At 52.5% G+C, this 20,216-nt stretch carries 15 protein-coding genes; 13 read left to right on the top strand and 2 right to left on the bottom strand.

Going from position 1 to position 20,216, the window contains the following annotated elements:
* Positions 1-128 precede the first annotated feature (128 nt).
* The gene (gene satP / locus EB241_RS04305; protein WP_124231971.1) at positions 129-698 is read right to left on the bottom strand and encodes an acetate uptake transporter; all 570 of its coding nucleotides are present in this window, start codon (positions 696-698) and stop codon (positions 129-131) included.
* A gap of 307 nt (positions 699-1,005) precedes the next feature.
* On the opposite strand from satP, the gene dnaK reads away from it, so the two are divergent.
* From dnaK to nhaA, 3 genes are all read left to right on the top strand, one after another.
* Complete coding sequence (dnaK, locus tag EB241_RS04300) at positions 1,006-2,922, top strand: molecular chaperone DnaK (protein WP_124231970.1); 1,917 nt, start codon at positions 1,006-1,008, stop codon at positions 2,920-2,922.
* A 104-nt stretch (positions 2,923-3,026) separates the two neighbouring features.
* On the top strand, positions 3,027-4,166 hold the full coding sequence (gene dnaJ / locus EB241_RS04295; protein WP_124231969.1) for a molecular chaperone DnaJ: 1,140 nt from the start codon (positions 3,027-3,029) through the stop codon (positions 4,164-4,166).
* A 205-nt stretch (positions 4,167-4,371) separates the two neighbouring features.
* Positions 4,372-5,532, top strand: a complete 1,161-nt coding sequence (gene nhaA / locus EB241_RS04290; protein WP_124231968.1) for a Na+/H+ antiporter NhaA — start codon at positions 4,372-4,374, stop codon at positions 5,530-5,532.
* A 275-nt stretch (positions 5,533-5,807) separates the two neighbouring features.
* Here the strand turns inward: nhaA and rpsT are convergent, their stop codons facing one another.
* Complete coding sequence (gene rpsT / locus EB241_RS04285; RefSeq protein WP_124231967.1) at positions 5,808-6,071, bottom strand: 30S ribosomal protein S20; 264 nt, start codon at positions 6,069-6,071, stop codon at positions 5,808-5,810.
* A 311-nt stretch (positions 6,072-6,382) separates the two neighbouring features.
* On the opposite strand from rpsT, the gene ribF reads away from it, so the two are divergent.
* From ribF to EB241_RS04225, 10 genes are all read left to right on the top strand, one after another.
* Positions 6,383-7,321 carry a bifunctional riboflavin kinase/FAD synthetase gene (gene ribF / locus EB241_RS04275; RefSeq protein WP_124231966.1) on the top strand — a complete coding sequence of 313 codons (939 nt, stop codon included), beginning with the start codon at positions 6,383-6,385 and terminating at the stop codon, positions 7,319-7,321.
* A 30-nt stretch (positions 7,322-7,351) separates the two neighbouring features.
* A complete protein-coding gene (gene ileS, locus EB241_RS04270; RefSeq protein ID WP_124231965.1) occupies positions 7,352-10,168 on the top strand; it encodes an isoleucine--tRNA ligase in 2,817 nt (938 codons plus the stop codon).
* Positions 10,169-10,663 (top strand): signal peptidase II, encoded by a 495-nt coding sequence (gene lspA, locus EB241_RS04265; RefSeq protein ID WP_124231964.1) that lies wholly within the window; start codon positions 10,169-10,171, stop codon positions 10,661-10,663. It abuts the gene before it with no gap.
* Positions 10,664-10,674: 11 nt separating this feature from the next.
* Positions 10,675-11,145, top strand: a complete 471-nt coding sequence (gene fkpB, locus EB241_RS04260) for an FKBP-type peptidyl-prolyl cis-trans isomerase (protein WP_124231963.1) — start codon at positions 10,675-10,677, stop codon at positions 11,143-11,145.
* Positions 11,126-12,079: a 4-hydroxy-3-methylbut-2-enyl diphosphate reductase gene (gene ispH, locus EB241_RS04255; protein WP_124231962.1), complete on the top strand. Its 954-nt coding sequence runs from the start codon at positions 11,126-11,128 to the stop codon at positions 12,077-12,079. Before fkpB ends, ispH begins: the two co-directional genes overlap by 20 nt.
* Before the next feature lie 899 nt (positions 12,080-12,978).
* Positions 12,979-13,158, top strand: coding sequence for a hypothetical protein (locus tag EB241_RS04250; RefSeq protein WP_233592531.1), 180 nt, complete (start codon positions 12,979-12,981; stop codon positions 13,156-13,158).
* A 211-nt stretch (positions 13,159-13,369) separates the two neighbouring features.
* Positions 13,370-14,191 carry a 4-hydroxy-tetrahydrodipicolinate reductase gene (gene dapB, locus EB241_RS04245; RefSeq protein WP_124231960.1) on the top strand — a complete coding sequence of 274 codons (822 nt, stop codon included), beginning with the start codon at positions 13,370-13,372 and terminating at the stop codon, positions 14,189-14,191.
* Between the two features lie 468 nt (positions 14,192-14,659).
* Complete coding sequence (gene carA / locus EB241_RS04235) at positions 14,660-15,805, top strand: glutamine-hydrolyzing carbamoyl-phosphate synthase small subunit (protein ID WP_124231959.1); 1,146 nt, start codon at positions 14,660-14,662, stop codon at positions 15,803-15,805.
* Between the two features lie 14 nt (positions 15,806-15,819).
* Entirely contained in the window at positions 15,820-19,044 is a 3,225-nt protein-coding gene (carB, locus tag EB241_RS04230; RefSeq protein WP_124231958.1) for a carbamoyl-phosphate synthase large subunit, read from the top strand.
* A 187-nt stretch (positions 19,045-19,231) separates the two neighbouring features.
* Positions 19,232-19,972: an acid phosphatase gene (locus EB241_RS04225; protein ID WP_124231957.1), complete on the top strand. Its 741-nt coding sequence runs from the start codon at positions 19,232-19,234 to the stop codon at positions 19,970-19,972.
* Positions 19,973-20,216 lie beyond the last annotated feature (244 nt).

Genomic DNA, 20,216 nt, shown 5'->3' with positions numbered 1-20,216 from the left:
CTACCAAAACAACTAAAGCCACGCCTGGCAGCGTGGCTTTAGTTTGAAAAGCATCCCGGCGGGTTTAAAGCTTGCACCCGGTGCGTGAGGGAGGTGCGGAGTTAAAGACGCAAAACTCTCGCAAACCCTTAACTGGCACGTTCACCGATCGGTAATACGCGACATCCCAGCTGCTCGTTGATCACTTCCGCCATCGCCAGATAAACCGCGCTGGCTCCACAGATGATGCCGACATAACCTGCGAAGACCAACACGCCGTGATTGCCTGCAATATTACCCCAGGCCAGCAGGAAAAAGAGCAGGGTCAGGCTGGCAAAGACAAACTGTAATGCACGATTCGCTTTCAACGTACCGCAGAACATAAACAGGGTAAAAATGCCCCACAGCGCCAGGTAAACACCCAGCATGGTGGCGTCAGTTGGTTCAGCCAGCGCCATCTTAGGCAGCACGATGATGCCAACCAGACTCAGCCAGAAAAAACCATAGGAGATAAATGCCGTCAGGCCAAATGTATTGCCCTTCTTATATTCCAGCAGCCCGGCAATAATCTGTGCCAGACCACCAACGAAAATCCCCATGCTGATGATGGTCGAGGTTAACGGGAAAAAACCTGCATTATGCAGATTCAGTAAAATGGTGGTCATGCCAAAACCCATCAGCCCTAAAGGACCGGGATTTGCCAGCGTATTGGTCTGCATAAATGCCCCGTGAAATCACAGATAAGTTGAAATAGTTAAGATTACTTCACGCTGGCTCAGGCCTGCTTTGCCAGCGCGCGCGGGATGATAATAAGCTACTGCAGAGAGGATGTTGATCTGGATAACGATAAATTGAAAAATTTTTTTATTCTGCCCCTTGATGCGGTTGAGGATGGCCCCATCTTAATTGGCATCCGAGGATATGTGCCCGGAAAAAAGCGCGGCGTCTGGAGTTGAAATGATGAAAACAGACCGCATTAAGTGTGCATAACCTGATTTATAATGAATTTAAGTGGGAGATGTTTAGATGGGTAAGATTATTGGTATTGACCTGGGTACAACTAACTCTTGTGTCGCTATTATGGATGGCGGCAAGGCTCGTGTTCTGGAGAATGCTGAGGGCGACCGCACCACGCCGTCCATCATTGCTTACACCCAGGACGGTGAAACCCTGGTCGGCCAGCCTGCTAAACGTCAGGCTGTGACTAACCCGCAAAATACCCTGTTTGCAATCAAGCGTCTGATTGGTCGCCGCTTCCAGGATGAAGAAGTCCAGCGTGATATTAAAATCATGCCTTATCAGATTATCGGTTCTGACAATGGTGACGCCTGGCTGGATGTGAAAGGCCAGAAAATGGCTCCGCCACAGATTTCTGCCGAAGTGCTGAAAAAAATGAAGAAAACCGCGGAAGATTATCTGGGTGAAACGGTAACTGAAGCGGTTATCACTGTGCCAGCCTACTTCAACGATGCACAGCGTCAGGCAACCAAAGATGCTGGCCGTATTGCCGGTCTGGATGTTAAGCGCATTATCAACGAACCTACCGCGGCCGCACTGGCTTACGGTATGGACAAAGGTCAGGGTAACCGCACCATTGCGGTTTATGACCTGGGCGGTGGTACTTTTGATATCTCTATTATCGAAATTGATGAAGTTGACGGCGAGAAAACCTTCGAGGTGTTGGCGACCAACGGTGATACTCACCTGGGTGGTGAAGACTTTGACAGCCGCATGATCAACTACCTGGTGGCAGAATTCAAAAAGGATCAGGGCATCGATCTGCACAACGATCCGCTGGCGATGCAGCGTCTGAAAGAAGCCGCTGAGAAGGCGAAAATCGAACTTTCTTCTGCCCAGCAGACCGATGTTAACCTGCCGTATATTACGGCAGATGCCACAGGTCCTAAACACCTGAATATTAAAGTGACCCGTGCCAAACTGGAATCTCTGGTTGAAGACCTGGTGACGCGTTCTATTGAGCCGTTGAAAGTGGCTTTACAGGATGCTGGCCTGTCGGTATCTGACATCAATGATGTGATCCTGGTGGGTGGTCAGACCCGTATGCCAATGGTGCAGTCGAAAGTGGCAGAGTTCTTCGGTAAAGAGCCACGTAAAGACGTTAACCCGGATGAAGCGGTTGCCGTTGGTGCTGCGGTGCAGGGTGGCGTACTGGCCGGTGATGTGAAAGACGTTCTGCTGCTGGATGTGACGCCACTCTCCCTGGGTATTGAAACCATGGGTGGCGTGATGACCTCGCTTATCAGCAAGAACACCACTATCCCAACCAAACACAGCCAGGTGTTCTCCACTGCGGAAGATAACCAGTCTGCGGTAACCATTCACGTCGTGCAGGGTGAGCGTAAACGCGCGGCGGATAATAAATCCCTGGGCCAGTTCAACCTCGACGGTATCCAGCCGGCACCTCGCGGTATGCCACAGGTGGAAGTGACCTTTGATATTGATGCGGATGGTATTTTGCATGTTTCCGCGAAGGATAAGAACAGCGGCAAAGAGCAGAAGATCACCATCAAAGCATCTTCTGGTCTGAACGATGATGAAATCGAAAAAATGGTCCGCGAAGCAGAAGCCAATGCCGAATCTGACCGTAAGTTCGAAGAACTGGTGCAAACCCGTAACCAGGCCGATCATTTGTCGCACAGCACCCGCAAGCAACTGGATGAAGCCGGTGACAAACTGCCAGCCGATGACAAAGCACCCATTGAGGCTGCACTGACCGATCTGAACACGGCGCTGAAAGGTGAAGATAAGGCGGAAATTGAAGCAAAAATGCAGGCGTTGATGCAGGTGTCCGGCAAGCTGATGGAGTTCGCTCAACAGCAGGCTGCTGGCGGTGCAACGGCTGATGCGACTGATGATTCTGCCAAAAAAGATGATGATGTTGTCGACGCTGAATTTGAAGAAGTAAAAGACAACAAAAAATAATCGCCCCTGATCGGGCAAGGTGTTCGCTAAAGAACACTGATTTAACCCACGGGCGTAGGAGTTTCTCCACGCCCGTGCACGTATGTTAAGGGCAGGACACCAGAATGGCGAAGAAAGACTATTACGAGATTTTGGGCGTTTCCAGGTCAGCGGAAGAGCGTGAAATCAAAAAGGCCTATAAACGCCTGGCGATGAAATTTCACCCTGACCGCAATCCAGGCGATAAAGAATCCGAAGCTAAATTTAAAGAGGTGAAAGAAGCCTACGAGATCCTTACCGACGCGCAAAAGCGTGCGGCTTACGATCAGTACGGTCATGCCGCTTTTGAACAGGGTGGTATGGGCGGCGGCGGCGGCGGTTTTGGCGGCGGTGGTGCTGATTTCAGCGATATCTTTGGCGACGTGTTCGGTGACATTTTCGGCGGAGGTCGCCGTCAGCAGCGCGCCGCGCGCGGAGCCGATTTACGCTATAACATGGAACTGACGCTTGAAGAAGCCGTGCGCGGCGTGTCCAAAGAGATCCGTATTCCTGCGCTGGAAGAGTGTGATAAATGTCACGGTAGTGGATCGAAACCCGGTACGCAGCCGCAGAGTTGTCCGACCTGCCACGGTCAGGGCCAGGTACAGATGCGCCAGGGCTTCTTCAGCGTACAGCAGGCTTGTCCAACCTGTCATGGTCGTGGCTCGATAATCAAAGATCCTTGTCAGTCCTGTCATGGACATGGCCGGGTGGAGAAATCCAAAACGTTGTCGGTGAAAATTCCGGCGGGTGTTGACACCGGCGATCGTATTCGTCTGAGCGGCGAGGGCGAAGCCGGTGAGCACGGTGCGCCTGCGGGCGATCTCTATGTCCAGGTTTCGGTACGCAAGCATCCTATCTTCGAACGTGAAGAGAGTAACCTTTACTGTGAAGTGCCGATTAATTTTGCGATGGCCGCACTGGGTGGTGAAATTGAAGTCCCCACTCTTGATGGTCGCGTGAAGCTGAAAGTGCCTTCCGAGACACAGACCGGCAAGTTGTTCCGTATGCGTGGCAAGGGCGTTAAGTCGGTTCGTGGTGGTGTGCAGGGCGATTTGCTGTGCCGCGTGGTAGTGGAAACGCCGGTCAGCCTGAGTGACAAGCAAAAAGCGCTGTTGCGTGAGCTTGAAGAGAGCTTTGGTGGTCCCAGCGGCGAGAAAAACAGCCCACGCTCGAAGCGCTTCTTCGACGGCGTGAAGAAGTTTTTTGATGATTTGACCCGTTAAAGCTGATGCTCTGATGGTGAAAACGGACAGCCTGAGATGCTGTCCGTTTTTTTACACTCAGCGGGCCCGGACGCTCTCGCTATTCCCTTCCCTCCTGACGGGACGAACATGCCAGGAGTAAAGCGGCCGATAAACTATTTTTCAGGGCAGCGAAAGCGGGTATGCTTGCTCACCTTAATTTTTTCTCTTTGCAGGGAAGGTTCTGATGAAATTAACGCTTGAACGGCTGCTGAAAAACGAAGCCACAGGCGGCGTGGTATTGCTTGTCGCGGCGGTGGTAGCGATGTTTCTGGCAAATAATGCTGCTACCCAGCAGACATATCAGGACATTCTTGCCATGCCGGTTGAATTCCGCTTTGGGCCGCTGGATATCAGTAAAAATTTACTGTTATGGATCAACGATGCGCTGATGGCGCTGTTCTTCTTAATGATCGGGCTGGAGGTAAAGCATGAGCTGGTATCCGGCTCTCTTGCATCGCGTGAGCGGGCGATATTCCCGCTGATCGCGGCAGTTGGCGGAATGATGGCACCGGGGGTGATTTATGCGCTGCTCAATCACCATGACTCGCTGGCAGTGCGCGGGTGGGCGATCCCAACGGCCACGGATATCGCTTTTGCGTTAGGTATTCTGGCACTGCTCGGTAGCCGCGTACCGCCTGCCCTGAAGATATTTCTGATGGCGCTGGCGGTCATTGACGATCTTGGTGCCATCCTGATTATTGCTTTCTTTTATACCCAGCAACTTTCACCGGTTTCACTGGGTGTGGCTGCCGGGGCAGTTGTGATGCTGGCATTACTGAACAGGCTGGGCATACGTAACATCGCTGTCTACATGCTGGTGGGGATGGTGTTGTGGATAGCTATACTGAAATCGGGCGTGCATGCCACGCTGGCGGGGGTGATTGTTGGCTTCTTTGTACCGCTGGAGAAACAGAATGGCCATTCTCCGGCAATCCACCTGTCTCACAGTCTGGCACCGTGGGTCAGTTGGCTTATCCTGCCACTGTTCGCCTTTGCCAACGCAGGTGTTGCTTTACGCGGTGTCTCGCTTGACGGGGTGTTTTCCACCGTACCGCTGGGCATCATTCTTGGCCTGTTTATCGGCAAGCCGGTGGGGATTACGTTAATTTGCTGGCTGGCGGTGAAGCTGCATATTGCGGTCCTGCCGCGAGGGACACAAATGCGTGATATTGCAGCAATTGGTGTACTGTGCGGCATCGGCTTTACCATGTCGATATTTATCTCTTCGCTTGCTTTTGACACTGCGCATCCAGAGACGATAACGCTGGCTAAACTGGGTATTCTTACCGGTTCGGTGGTTTCTGCCGTGGTGGGTTATACGCTGTTGAGGATAAAACTGCGTTAATGACTGTCCGGTAGCCGTGGTGCGACAGGCCATGTGATGACGAAAGCAATAGCGGCTACCGCGTTCAGTCAGATGCATCCAGTACGCCGGTCCCTCTGCACGGTTTCACCAGTGCACAGTGCTGACAGATGATACACAGAGTACATTGTCCGCGCTGGCCTGGGAAATTGAACCGCTACTTCTCAATGCTCAGTGAGCAGAAGGCCATAAACGCAGGGCAAAAAAAAACCGCCACAGGCGGTTTCTTTCTCAAAGCGGGATTAACAGCGTGGCAGTTAAGCCAGTTTGTTGATCTGAGCAGTCAGGTTCGCTTTATGGCGAGCCGCTTTGTTTTTGTGGATCAGGCCTTTAGCTGCCTGACGGTCCACAATTGGTTGCATTTCGTTAAATGCATTCTGTGCCGCTGCTTTGTCGCCGATGGCGATAGCTGCGTATACTTTCTTGATAAAAGTACGCATCATTGAACGACGGCTAGCGTTATGTTTGCGACGCTTCTCAGACGTTACGGCGCGTTTCTTAGCTGATTTGATATTAGCCAAGGTCCAACTCCCAAATAGTTCTGTGATGACAATTCAAAGGCCGAGGAATATGCCTCTTTCGCCTGAGGTTGTCAATGGATTTGTGCAAATAAGCGCCGTTTGACTGCGGCGCCTGGTTACGTTTGATGGCGCAGGATTCTACCAGCTTCATCCAGATGAATACAGCTTATTCACAATAAAAATCTCCATTGTCAGTTCATTGAGCTCAGACTGTAAAAAGCTATCCAGAGCAACTTAAAGCCGCATTCGCGGGTTAACCTTCATCGCGCTACAGGGTATAATCCGCCGATTTCCACAAATTTGAGCCAGCCATGAAGTTTATCCGCGGCATACATAATCTCAGGGAGCAGCATCGCGGCTGCGTACTGACCATTGGTAATTTTGATGGTGTACATCGCGGCCATCAGGCACTGCTTGCCCAACTGTGCGCCGAGGGGCGTCAACGTAATCTGCCAGTGGTGGTAATGCTGTTTGAGCCACAGCCGCTGGAGCTGTTTGCAACGGATAAAGCGCCGCCACGGCTGACGCGCCTGCGTGAAAAAGTGCGATACCTTAGCGAAGCGGGTGTGGATGCGGTACTGTGCGTTGGTTTTGACCGGCATTTTGCCGCGCAGACAGCGCAAAGTTTCATCACCGATCTGCTGGTGGATAAGCTTGGTGTAAGATTTCTGGCGGTGGGGGATGATTTCCGTTTTGGCGCTGGTCGTGAGGGTGATTTCCTGTTATTACAGGAAGCGGGTGCAGCATTTGGCTTTGATGTGATCAGCACTCAAACCTTCTGTGATGACGGCAAGCGTATCAGCAGCACGGCGGTCCGTCAGGCGCTGGCTGCAGATAATCTGCCGCTGGCGGCGACACTTCTGGGGCATCCTTTCAGCATTTCAGGTCGTGTGGTGCATGGCGATGCGCTGGGACGTACCATTGGTTTCCCTACCGCTAATTTGCCGCTCAGGCGCTATGTTTCGCCGGTAAAAGGCGTGTACGCCGTTGAAGTGCGCGGTCTGGGCGAGCGCGCTATTCCTGGCGTGGCCAATATTGGTAGCCGCCCAACGGTTTCTGGCATGCGCCAACAGCTTGAAGTCCATCTGCTGGATGTTGCAATGGACCTGTACGGTCGCCATATAGATGTGGTACTGCGGAAAAAAATACGTAACGAGCAGCGTTTTTCCTCACTGGATGCGCTGAAAGAGCAAATTGCGAAAGATGTGGTGACTGCCAGAGCGTTTTTTGGGCTGAAGACACCGCTTTAAACAGAAGCGAAATACGGAATCGAGAATCTGATGAGTGACTATAAATCTACCCTGAATTTGCCGGAAACGGGGTTCCCGATGCGTGGCGATCTGGCCAAACGCGAACCGGGGATGTTGCAGCGTTGGTATGATGACAATCTGTACGGCATCATCCGCGAAGCCAAAAAAGGGAAAAAAACCTTTATCCTGCACGATGGCCCTCCTTATGCAAACGGCAGCATTCATATTGGTCACTCGGTTAACAAGATTCTGAAAGACATTATCGTTAAGTCAAAAGGGCTGGCTGGTTTTGACTCGCCCTATGTTCCGGGGTGGGACTGTCACGGTTTACCTATCGAACACAAAGTCGAACAGACCATTGGTAAGCCAGGCGAGAAAGTGACCGCGGCCGAGTTCCGTGAAGCCTGCCGTAAGTATGCTGCTGAACAGGTTGAGGCGCAGAAAGCAGACTTTATCCGTCTGGGCGTGTTGGGCGACTGGGATCGTCCTTATCTGACGATGGACTTCAAAACAGAAGCCAATATCATCCGCGCGCTGGGAAAAATCATCGCTAATGGTCATCTGCATAAAGGCGCGAAGCCGGTGCACTGGTGTCTTGATTGCCGTTCAGCGTTGGCTGAAGCGGAAGTGGAGTATTACGACAAAACTTCCTTTTCTATTGACGTTATGTTTAACGCCATCGATAAAGACGCCGTGGCGGCAAAATTTGGTACCACCGTGGTCGAAGGGCCGGTTTCGCTGGTTATCTGGACCACCACGCCGTGGACCATGCCAGCCAACCGCGCTATCTCGCTTCATCCTGAATTTGATTATCAGCTGGTGCAAATTGATGGCCGCGCGTTGATTCTGGCGAAAGATTTGGTTGAAAGCGTGATGAAACGTGCCGGGATAGCTGAGTGGCAGATCCTGGGTGAAGCGAAAGGCGCAACCCTTGAGTTGGCTGGTTTTTATCATCCCTTCCTCGATCTGACCTCCATGGTGATACTGGGTGAACATGTGACGCTGGAAGCGGGTACGGGCGCTGTGCATACCGCACCTGCTCATGGCCCGGATGATTACGTTATCTGTCAGAAATATGGCATTGAAGCGGCTAATCCCGTAGGACCCGACGGTAACTATCTGCCGGGAACTTATCCAGGGCTTGATGGTGTTAACGTATTGAAAGTAAACGATATGATGATTGCGCTGCTGCGTGAGAAGGGCGCATTGCTGCACGTTGAAAAAATGCTGCACAGCTACCCACACTGCTGGCGACACAAAACGCCGATCATCTTCCGCGCTACCCCGCAGTGGTTTATCAGCATGGATCAAAAGGGCCTGCGTCAGCAGTCTTTGTCTGAGATCAAAGGCGTGCAGTGGATCCCGGACTGGGGGCAGGCGCGGATCGAATCGATGGTGGCCAGCCGTCCCGACTGGTGTATCTCGCGTCAGCGTACCTGGGGTGTGCCAATGGCATTGTTCGTGCACAAAGACACCGAACAGCTGCACCCGGATACCCTGTCGCTGATGGAAAAAGTCGCGCAGCGCGTGGAGCAGGATGGGATCCAGGCCTGGTGGGATCTGGATGCAAAAGCGTTGATGGGCGACGAGGCGGAAAACTACGTCAAAGTCCCGGATACGCTGGATGTGTGGTTTGACTCTGGCTCAACCAGCTATTCAGTGGTGGATGCCCGTCCTGAATTTGGTGGCCACGCTTCTGATATGTATCTGGAAGGTTCCGATCAGCACCGCGGCTGGTTTATGTCGTCTCTGATGATTTCGACGGCGATGAAAGGCAAAGCGCCTTACCGCCAGGTTTTGACACACGGCTTCACCGTCGATGGACAGGGCCGTAAAATGTCGAAATCCATCGGTAATACCGTTTCGCCGCAGGATGTCATGAACAAACTGGGCGGCGATATCCTGCGTCTGTGGGTGGCCTCCACGGACTACTCCGGTGAAATGGCGGTATCGGATGAAATTCTTAAACGTGCTGCCGACGCCTATCGTCGCATTCGTAACACCGCCCGTTTCCTGCTGGCCAACCTGAACGGCTTCAACCCGGAAACCGACAGCGTGAAAGCGGAAGATATGGTGGTGCTGGATCGCTGGGCCGTGGGCTGTGCGCAGGCCGCACAGCACGACATTATTGATTCTTACGCCCGCTATGATTTCCACGAGGTTGTGCAGCGTCTGATGCAGTTCTGCTCCATTGAGATGGGGTCGTTCTATCTTGATATCATCAAAGATCGCCAGTACACCGCGAAGGCGGATGGCCTGGCCCGCCGGAGCTGCCAGACCGCGTTGTATCATATTGCGGAAGCCCTTGTGCGCTGGATAGCGCCAGTGCTGTCGTTCACGGCGGATGAAATCTGGAATGAGCTACCGGGTAAGCGCGCTAAATACGTTTTCACTGAAGAGTGGTACGGTGGACTGTTTGGCCTGGCAGAGAACGAAGCCATGAACGATGGTTTCTGGTCTGAGCTGCTGAAAGTGCGTGGCGAAGTCAACAAAGTTATTGAGCAGGCGCGCGCGGATAAGCGTCTGGGCGGCTCGCTTGAAGCAACGGTCACACTTTACGCTGATGCGACGCTGGCGGAAAAACTGACCAGCCTTGGCAACGAGCTTCGTTTTGTGCTGCTGACGTCCGGTGCGCAGGTGGCCGATTACGCGTTGGCTACCAACGATGCCCAGCAAAGCGAGCTGGTAAAAGGTCTGAAAATTGGCCTGCTCAAAGCGAAAGGGGTTAAATGTCCGCGCTGTTGGCACTATTCTGGTGATATCGGCCAGAGTGCTGAACATCCTGATGTCTGTGGCCGTTGTGCTACCAATATAGCGGGCGCTGGTGAACAGCGTAAGTATGCATAAATGAAGCCATTACTCTCAACGGGATTGCGCTGGCTGTGGCTGGTGCTGGTGGTGATTGCCATCGACTTCGCCAGTAAGCAGTGGATCATGAACACGCTGATGCTGCATGAGTCAATGTCAGTGATGCCGTTTATTAACTTCTTCTATGCGCACAATTACGGCGCGGCTTTCAGCTTCCTGGCAGATAAAGGGGGCTGGCAGCGCTGGTTCTTCGCCGGGATTGCGGTGGCCATTGTGGTGGCGTTGCTGGTGATGATGTATCGCAGCGAGGCCAGCAAGAAGCTGAACGGTATCGCTTACGCGCTGATCATTGGCGGCGCGTTGGGCAATTTGTTTGACCGGGCGTACCACGGCTTTGTGGTCGATTTTATCGACTTCTACGTTGGCGACTGGCACTTTGCCACTTTTAATATCGCTGACTGCGGCATCTGCGTCGGTGCGGCGCTTATCGTGCTGGAGGGCTTTTTGGCTCCGGCCGGCAAGCACGCTAAATAAGGGCTGCACAGATGAGTGATTGCGTACAGCGTGACAGCGCGGTGCTGGTGCATTTTATCCTGAAACTCTCCGACGGTTCGACGGCAGAGTCCACCCGCGACAACGGTAAACCGGCGCTGTTCAGCCTTGGTGATGGCAGCCTGTCGGCAGGGCTGGAGGCGGAGCTGCTTGAGCTGAAAGCCGGTGACAAGAAAACCTTTTCACTGGCGCCAGAGTCGGCTTTCGGTCATACCAGCCCCGATCTGATCCAGTATTTCTCGCGCCGGGATTTTACTCAGGCCGGGGAGCCGGAGATTGGCGCGATCATGTTGTTCAGCGGCATGGACGGTAATGAAATGCCGGGGGTGATCCGTGAGATCTCTGGCGACTCGGTCACGGTGGATTTCAATCATCCACTGGCCGGACAAACTATTCACTTTGATGTTGAAGTGCTGCAAATCAATCCGAAGCTGGAGGCGGTGAATGCAAATCCTGTTGGCTAACCCTCGTGGCTTCTGTGCCGGTGTCGATCGTGCCATCAGTATTGTGGAGCGGGCGCTGGAAATGTATGGCGCACCTATCTATGTTCGCCATGAAGTGGTTCATAACCGCTATGTCGTCAACACCCTGCGTGAGCGTGGGGCGATTTTTATTGAAGATATTGCGGAAGTGCCGGATGGGTCGATTTTGATTTTCTCCGCACATGGTGTTTCGCAGGCGGTACGCGCCGAGGCCAGAGCGCGCGACCTGACGATGCTGTTTGATGCCACCTGCCCGCTGGTGACCAAAGTGCATATGGAAGTGGCGCGGGCCAGCCGTAAAGGCACCGAAGCGATTCTGATCGGACATGCAGGTCATCCTGAAGTGGAAGGCACTATGGGACAGTACAGTAACCCAAAAGGGGGAATGTATCTGGTGGAGTCACCTGCGGACGTTTACAGTCTGGAGGTAAAAGACGAAAACAATTTGTGCTTTATGACCCAGACGACGCTGTCGGTAGATGACACTTACGAGGTGATTGACGCCCTGCGCGATCGTTTTCCAAAGATTGTCGGGCCCCGTAAGGATGATATCTGTTACGCCACCACCAACCGTCAGGAAGCGGTGCGTACCCTGGCAAAGGATGCGGATGTGGTGCTGGTGGTAGGCTCGCGTAATTCTTCCAACTCCAACCGACTTGCGGAGCTGGCACAGCGCGCGGGTAAGTTGGCACAGCTAATTGATTCTGCTGACGATATTCAGGAAGAGTGGATTAAAGGCGTCAGCTGCGTTGGGGTGACAGCGGGCGCGTCCGCGCCGGATGTACTGGTGCAGCAGGTGATTCAGCGGCTGTGTGAAATGGGCGGTCAGACGGCTATTGAACTGATTGGCCGGGAAGAAAATATTGTTTTCGAAGTGCCAAAAGAATTACGGGTTGATATAAAAGAAATCCGGTAATTCCACAGCGGCCTCGCCGTTTCTGAGCCAAACGGCGTCAGCGTTTTAAAAGGGATCCTGCTAAATAAGCTGGGTCCCTTTTTATTGTCATCCTGATCGACAGCCAACAGCGGGTTTAGCAACGGGTATTCCTGTGGGCTGAAATATTGCCGCTTGGGCTGTGTTTCCCGCTGACGATTTTAATTATCTGCCCGTTGCGCAGAGGTTATATTTTTGAGGCGCGCGATTCCCTGTTATTTCAGTAAAGCACTCATGCTATTGATAAGCTGCCCGCAGTGGGCCAGCTCTCAGTCCGTCAGCTCTGCACTGACATCTGAGAAAACGGCAGCGATGTTTTTGCGACCCGCTATAATGCCGGCCAGCCGGGTGACCGGCAGTTATCATTGGTGGCATCCGGGATAAAATTCCTCCGTGCTGTCTTACTGTGCCAGTAACGAGGAACCTGGAGTGGCATTATCATGCAATTCAGCGCAGGATTTATCCTGATTTATTGCGTTTTATTTTTATTTTATTTCTGAATGCTATCTTTATTTTTTCTGATTCTGTTTTGACTGGCTTTATTATTTTTCTATCAATTCTTCCTGACAAAAAAGTATTTATGCTATCAGCATTACCTTGTGTTATCTTTTCTGCTCAGTGATTTCAATATCACTTAGAGCTTGTCCCACCGGGCATTATTGCCGCAGGTACTCCTGATAAGGACAGCGCGGAGACAAATGCTTACCTTTGAATGCCTTCCTGGGCGATCCGAAAGGGGAGTGGAGCGAATAAACCGCAGCGTACATGAAGTACGTGAGGATCTCAGGCGCTGCCCAGGGCCAGAATGCCAAGTGTGGGCCAGGCTCTTAACCAGTTATAAAAATGCTTCTCACTGTGCTTATATTAAAAGGATATTAATGATGAGAGAATTAACTGCGTTGGAAATAAATGAAGTCAGCGGTGGTGTTATTATTGTCGGCGGGTTTGTGGGTGGCCCCGTCGCGGCGGTTATCGGCACGGCTTATGTGGGGGCTGTTATGCTCTACAAACTGTTAATTTCAGCACTCAGCGTCATAACAACATCCAACACCACGACGTAATCACTCTGACCAACCTCAACCGGCGCCACGGTGGCAGTGACTGTGGCGCGATCCTCTCTTCTCCTTCAACCCCGTCCGGTGCCGGAATTTGTTTTACTGATAATCTTCCTCGGCTGTCATAAAATACTTATTCCGCATTTTTACAGTGGCGCAGTGCTTAACAGCTGGTTAACCTGATTCGCTTTGTATGCTCAGACTTAAGGGATTCATTATGAAAGATGCACAGATCCGCCTTGCCATCGTTGGCGCTTCGGGACGGATGGGCCGTCAGTTAATCCAGGCCACTCACGAGGCAAAAGGCGTTTGCCTCGGTGCGGCGCTGGTGCGTGAAGGTTCCTCGTTGTCAGGGGTGGATGCGGGTGAGCTGGCGGGGATCGGGTCACTGGATATCAGGGTGACCAGCGATCTTGCGGCGGTTAAGAATGATTTTGACGTGCTGATTGATTTTACCCGCCCGGAAGGAACGCTGGAATATCTGGCTTTCTGTCGGCAGCACCACAAAGCGATGGTAATTGGTACTACCGGTTTTGATGAGGCGGGCAAGGCGGCAATAAAAGCCGCTTCAGAAGAGATTGGCATTGTGTTTGCGGCTAACTTCAGCGTTGGGGTCAACCTGGTGCTGAAACTGCTGGAAAAGACCGCCAGGGTAATGGGGGATTATGCTGACATTGAGATCGTTGAGGCACATCACCGGCATAAAGTGGATGCGCCATCCGGTACCGCGCTGGCGATGGGCGAAGCGATTGCTGATGCAATGGACTGGGATCTGGCCGAACAGGCGGTATACGCCCGTGAAGGGCATACCGGTGAACGTAAAGCGAAAACCATCGGTTTTGCCACCGTTCGTGCTGGCGATATCGTGGGTGAACATACCGCGATGTTTGCGGATATTGGTGAGCGCGTAGAGATTACTCACAAAGCATCAAGTCGTATGACCTTTGCGAAAGGCGCCGTTAAAGCAGCAAAATGGATTGGGTCTCATAAAGCAGGGTTTTATGATATGAAAAATGTGCTTGATCTGGACAGTATTTGATTTTTTTCTCTGTGTGGAGTGTTTGTTTTTTATTTTTAACTTGATGATTTTATGGCGATAATTTTTCGCCATTTTTTGTTTTTTTTTATTTTTATGGATTTGGTGTGATTTTTTATTATTTTTCTTATTTTTTTTGCTTTTTTTAAGGTTTTTTTCCTGTGAATGGTTATTTTTTACCATCTGGTCCACTTTTTTCATGCCGTTTTAATTCAGTCATACATAATCAATGATGTAACCGCTTAAATGAGCAGGATAGTTGTTGTTTTCAGAGTAAATCGTCCTGGTTTCCAGTCAGTTGGCCAAAAAACCAGGAAAAAACACCGTCCGCGCTGGACAAGCAGGGGTACGATCATTAGAATGCGCGCAATTTGCCAAAAATCGAGCACCTGGGCGGTTTTTACATTGATTCAGGCGCCTGAAATGAATTAATATGCAAATATTATGACTGTTTATTCTTCGGAGGGTGTTTTGATAAAGTCAGCGCTACTGGTTCTGGAAGACGGAACCCAATTCCACGGTCGGGCCATCGGGGCTTTGGGATCGGCAGTGGGGGAAGTTGTTTTCAACACGTCGATGACCGGTTATCAAGAAATCCTCACTGATCCTTCCTACTCCCGCCAGATTGTTACTCTTACTTATCCTCATATCGGCAATGTCGGCACTAATTCCGCAGATGAAGAATCTTCTCAGGTACATGCTCAGGGACTGGTGATCCGCGACCTGCCGCTTATCGCCAGCAACTTCCGTAGTGAAGAAGGACTGTCTGCTTATCTGGAGCGCCATAATATTGTCGCTATTGCTGATATCGATACCCGTAAGTTAACCCGTCTGTTGCGTGAAAAAGGTGCACAGAACGGCTGCATCATTGCCGGTGATGCGCCGGATGCCACGCTGGCGCTGCAAAAGGCACAGGCATTCCCTGGCCTGAAAGGGATGGATCTGGCAAAAGAAGTGACGACCAGCGAAACCTGGTGCTGGTTGCAGGGCAGCTGGCAGCTGGATGGTCTTCCGGCGCCTGTAGATGAAGACGAGCAGCCTTTGCATGTGGTGGCTTACGATTACGGCGTTAAGCGCAATATCCTGCGTATGCTGGTTGACCGTGGCTGTCGTCTGACGGTGGTCCCGGCGCAAACCCCAGCCGAAGAGGTACTGAAGCTGAACCCGGATGGTGTCTTTCTCTCCAATGGACCGGGTGACCCGGAACCCTGCGACTATGCCATTACGGCGATTCGGAAATTACTGGAGACTGACGTGCCGATCTTTGGCATCTGTCTGGGACACCAGCTGCTGGCGCTCGCCAGCGGTGCTAAAACGGTCAAAATGAAACTTGGTCACCACGGCGGCAACCACCCGGTGAAAGACCTGGACAATAACACGGTGATGATCACTGCTCAAAACCACGGTTTTGCCGTTGATGAACATGATCTACCGGCCTGTCTGCGCGTAACGCACACTTCACTGTTTGACCAGACGGTACAGGGCATCCATCGCACTGACAAAGCGGCATTCAGCTTCCAGGGGCATCCTGAGGCCAGCCCCGGCCCGCACGATGCCGCACCACTGTTTGATCACTTTATTGAACTGATCAACGACTACCGTTCAAACGCTAAATAATCAGGAGCGAGAAAATGCCAAAACGTACCGACATAAAAAGTATCCTGATCCTTGGCGCTGGTCCGATTGTTATCGGCCAGGCCTGCGAATTTGACTACTCTGGTGCCCAGGCCTGTAAAGCCCTGCGTGAAGAGGGGTATCGCGTTATTCTGGTCAACTCCAACCCGGCCACCATCATGACCGACCCGGAGATGGCTGATGCCACCTATATTGAGCCTATCCACTGGGAAGTGGTACGCAAAATCATCGAAAAAGAGCGCCCCGATGCGGTGCTGCCGACAATGGGCGGTCAGACCGCGCTGAACTGTGCGCTGGAACTGGAGCGTCAGGGCGTACTGGAAGCGTTTGGCGTGGCGATGATCGGTGCGACGGCCGATGCCATTGATAAAGCGGAAGACCGCCAGCGTTTCGATAAGGCAATGAAGAAAATTGGCCTGGAAACCGCCCGTTCCGGCATCGCGCATACCATGGAAGAAGCGCTGAAAGTAGCCGAAGATGTCGGTTTTCCGTGCATTATCCGTCCTTCGTTTACTATGGGGGGTACCGGCGGCGGTATTGCTTATAACCGTGAAGAATTCGAAGAAATTTGCGAGCGTGGCCTCGACCTTTCTCCGACCAATGAGCTGTTGATTGACGAATCGCTGATTGGCTGGAAAGAGTACGAAATGGAAGTGGTGCGTGACAAAAATGACAACTGCATTATTGTCTGCTCAATCGAAAACTTCGATGCGATGGGCATCCACACCGGTGATTCCATTACCGTGGCACCCGCTCAGACGCTGACCGACAAGGAATACCAAATCATGCGTAACGCCTCAATGGCGGTACTGCGTGAAATTGGCGTTGAAACCGGCGGCTCCAACGTCCAGTTTTCGGTTAATCCGGAGAATGGTCGTCTGATTATCATTGAGATGAACCCGCGCGTGTCGCGTTCTTCCGCACTGGCGTCGAAAGCCACCGGCTTCCCGATTGCCAAAATTGCGGCCAAACTGGCGGTAGGTTACACGCTGGACGAGCTGATGAACGACATTACCGGCGGTCGTACACCGGCCTCCTTCGAACCGTCCATCGACTACGTGGTCACTAAAATTCCTCGCTTCAACTTTGAGAAATTCGCCGGTGCTAACGATCGTCTGACCACCCAGATGAAATCGGTCGGGGAAGTGATGGCGATTGGCCGTACCCTTCAGGAATCAATGCAGAAAGCGCTGCGTGGCCTGGAGGTTGGTGCAAACGGCTTCGATCCGAAAGTAGACCTGAACGATGCGGATGCGCTGACCACCATCCGTCGTGAACTGAAAGACGCCGGTTCAGACCGGATCTGGTACGTGGCCGATGCGTTCCGCGCGGGCATGTCGGTGGAAGGCGTATTTAACCTGACCAACATCGATCGCTGGTTCCTGGTGCAGATTGAAGAGCTGGTCCGTCTGGAAGAACAGGTGGCCCGTGAAGGGGTAAACGGTCTGACAGCTGATTTCCTGCGGACGCTGAAGCGTAAAGGCTTTGCCGATGCGCGCCTGTCAGCGCTGGCTGGCGTGGCGGAATCGGAAGTGCGTAAGCTGCGTGAGCAGTACAACCTGCACCCGGTTTATAAGCGTGTGGATACCTGTGCCGCTGAATTCTCTACCGATACCGCTTACATGTACTCGACCTATGAAGAAGAGTGCGAAGCCAGTCCAAACCAGGATCGTGAAAAAATCATGGTGCTGGGCGGTGGTCCAAACCGTATTGGTCAGGGTATTGAGTTTGACTACTGTTGCGTCCATGCCGCACTGGCACTGCGCGAAGACGGTTTTGAAACCATCATGGTGAACTGTAACCCTGAAACGGTTTCAACCGATTACGATACCTCTGACCGTCTTTATTTCGAACCGGTCACGCTGGAAGACGTGCTGGAAATCGTGCGTATTGAGAAGCCAAAAGGGGTGATCGTGCAGTACGGTGGCCAGACGCCGCTGAAACTGGCCCGTGATTTAGAAGCCGCCGGCGTGCCGGTGATTGGTACCAGCCCGGACGCCATTGATCGGGCGGAAGACCGTGAACGCTTCCAGCAGGCAGTGGAGCGTCTGGGTCTGAAGCAGCCGGCAAACGCCACCGTGACCGCGCTGGAACAGGCGGTGGAAAAAGCCGCGAAAATTGGTTATCCGCTGGTGGTGCGTCCTTCCTATGTGCTGGGCGGCCGTGCGATGGAAATCGTTTACGATGAAACGGACCTGAAGCGCTATTTCCAGACGGCGGTGTCCGTTTCCAACGATGCGCCAGTGCTGTTGGATCGTTTCCTTGATGATGCGGTGGAAGTGGACGTTGATGCGATCTGCGACGGTGAACGCGTGCTGATTGGCGGCATTATGGAGCATATCGAACAGGCTGGCGTTCACTCTGGCGACTCTGCCTGCTCGCTGCCCGCCTATACGCTGAATAAAGAGATCCAGAACGTGATGCGTCAGCAGGTTGAGAAACTGGCCTTCGAACTTTGCGTGCGCGGTCTGATGAACGTGCAGTTTGCGGTGAAGGACAACGAAGTCTACCTGATTGAAGTAAACCCACGTGCGGCACGTACCGTTCCCTTTGTCTCCAAGGCAACCGGTGTGCCGCTGGCGAAGGTCGCGGCGCGCGTCATGGCAGGCAAAACGCTGGCGGCACAGGGCGTGACCAAAGAGGTGATCCCGCCTTATTACTCCGTCAAGGAAGTGGTGCTGCCGTTTAACAAGTTCCAGGGCGTTGATCCAATCCTTGGCCCGGAAATGCGCTCCACCGGTGAAGTGATGGGGGTTGGCCGCACCTTTGCCGAAGCCTTTGGCAAAGCGATGCTGGGCGCACAGACCAATATGAAGAAAAGCGGTCGTGCACTACTGTCGGTACGCGAAGGTGATAAAAAGCGCATCGTCGATTTGGCGGCGAAGCTGCAAAAGCTGGGCTTCGAGCTGGATGCCACCCACGGTACGGCGGTGGTGCTGGGTGAAGCGGGGATCAATCCCCGCCTGGTGAACAAGGTCCACGAGGGACGTCCACACATTCAGGATCGCCTGAAGAATGGAGAATATGCCTATATCGTCAATACCACGGCGGGACGGCAGGCCATTGAGGACTCCAGAGTGATCCGCCGCAGTGCGCTGCAATATAAAGTGCATTACGACACCACGCTGAACGGTGGTTTTGCCACGGTGATGTCGCTGAGCGCCGATCCGACTGAAAAGGTAATTTCGGTACAGGAAATGCACGCGCAGATTAATGGCTAAGTCAGTCTGTCATCGTCATCCCCGCCACGGCGGGGATTTTTTTGCTTTTTTTTTGGCAATGCCCCTGGAACCCTGAAATTTCTGTGACCTTCGTGGCAATGTGTGGAGTGAAAAAACCTTATTATTCAGCATGGTAATGGAATTTACCTATTGAGCGCTACCGGTGAAAACAATAAGGAACTGAATAATGACAAAACGTTTATTGGCTACGCTGACGCTGGTGGTACTGAGGACTGCATGTGCAGCGCCTGATGTGACCACCGATCCTGAGGTTTACTTTCTCACAGAGTCACAGTCCATTGACAGTCTTGCCTTGCTGCCACCGCCACCGGCGGGTGACAGCATTGATTTCCTCAATGATAAAGCTCAGTATGATGCCGCTAAATTGCTGCGGGATACGCCGCGCGGCAGGCAGGCATGGAAAGATGCACATGTGGCGGGTGACGGTGTGGCAGAGGCTTTCTCTGCGGCTTTTGGTCATACGATTAGCAAAGAAAAAACGCCGGAAATTTATCGCCTGGTGATGAAAATGCGTGAAGATGCAGGCGATCTCGCCACGCGCAGTGCTAAGCGACATTATATGCGTATTCGCCCCTTCGCTTATTACAATGAACCTACCTGCCGTTCCGATGAGGAAGCGACGCTCTCCAAAAATGGCTCCTATCCCTCTGGCCATACCACCATCGGCTGGGCGACCGCGCTGGTGCTGGCAGAGATCAATCCGGCCAGGCAGGATACGATCCTGCGGCGGGGTTACGACCTGGGTCAAAGCAGGGTAATTTGTGGCTATCACTGGCAGAGTGACGTGACGGCGGCACGGCTTGTGGCCAGCGCGATTGTCGCCCGTTTACATGCCAATGATGGTTTTGCTCAGCAGTTGCAAAAAGCGAAAGAAGAGTTCAAAAAGTTACCGGTCGCCTCGTCATAAACTTATTTTAAAGGCACTGTTTGCGTTGAGATTGCCCCGGGCTTTCTGACTGGGGCAACAGACTTCTGGATAGGGGCAGAGTGCTTTTTTATACAGAACAGAGGCTGTCTCAGGGGTAAATCGCCGCATCTTATCTTTCCACACAGGCCATTTATGGGTCTGTGCCAGTCGATTAAGGGTAACATACCGCATCTGCAGGAATCGGGGAAAAGTGGTGTACTGTTCCGCGTAGTTATTTAAATGG

Source organism: Erwinia psidii, assembly GCF_003846135.1.
Lineage (GTDB): Bacteria > Pseudomonadota > Gammaproteobacteria > Enterobacterales > Enterobacteriaceae > Erwinia > Erwinia psidii.
This window is presented reverse-complemented; position numbering and strand designations above follow the sequence as displayed.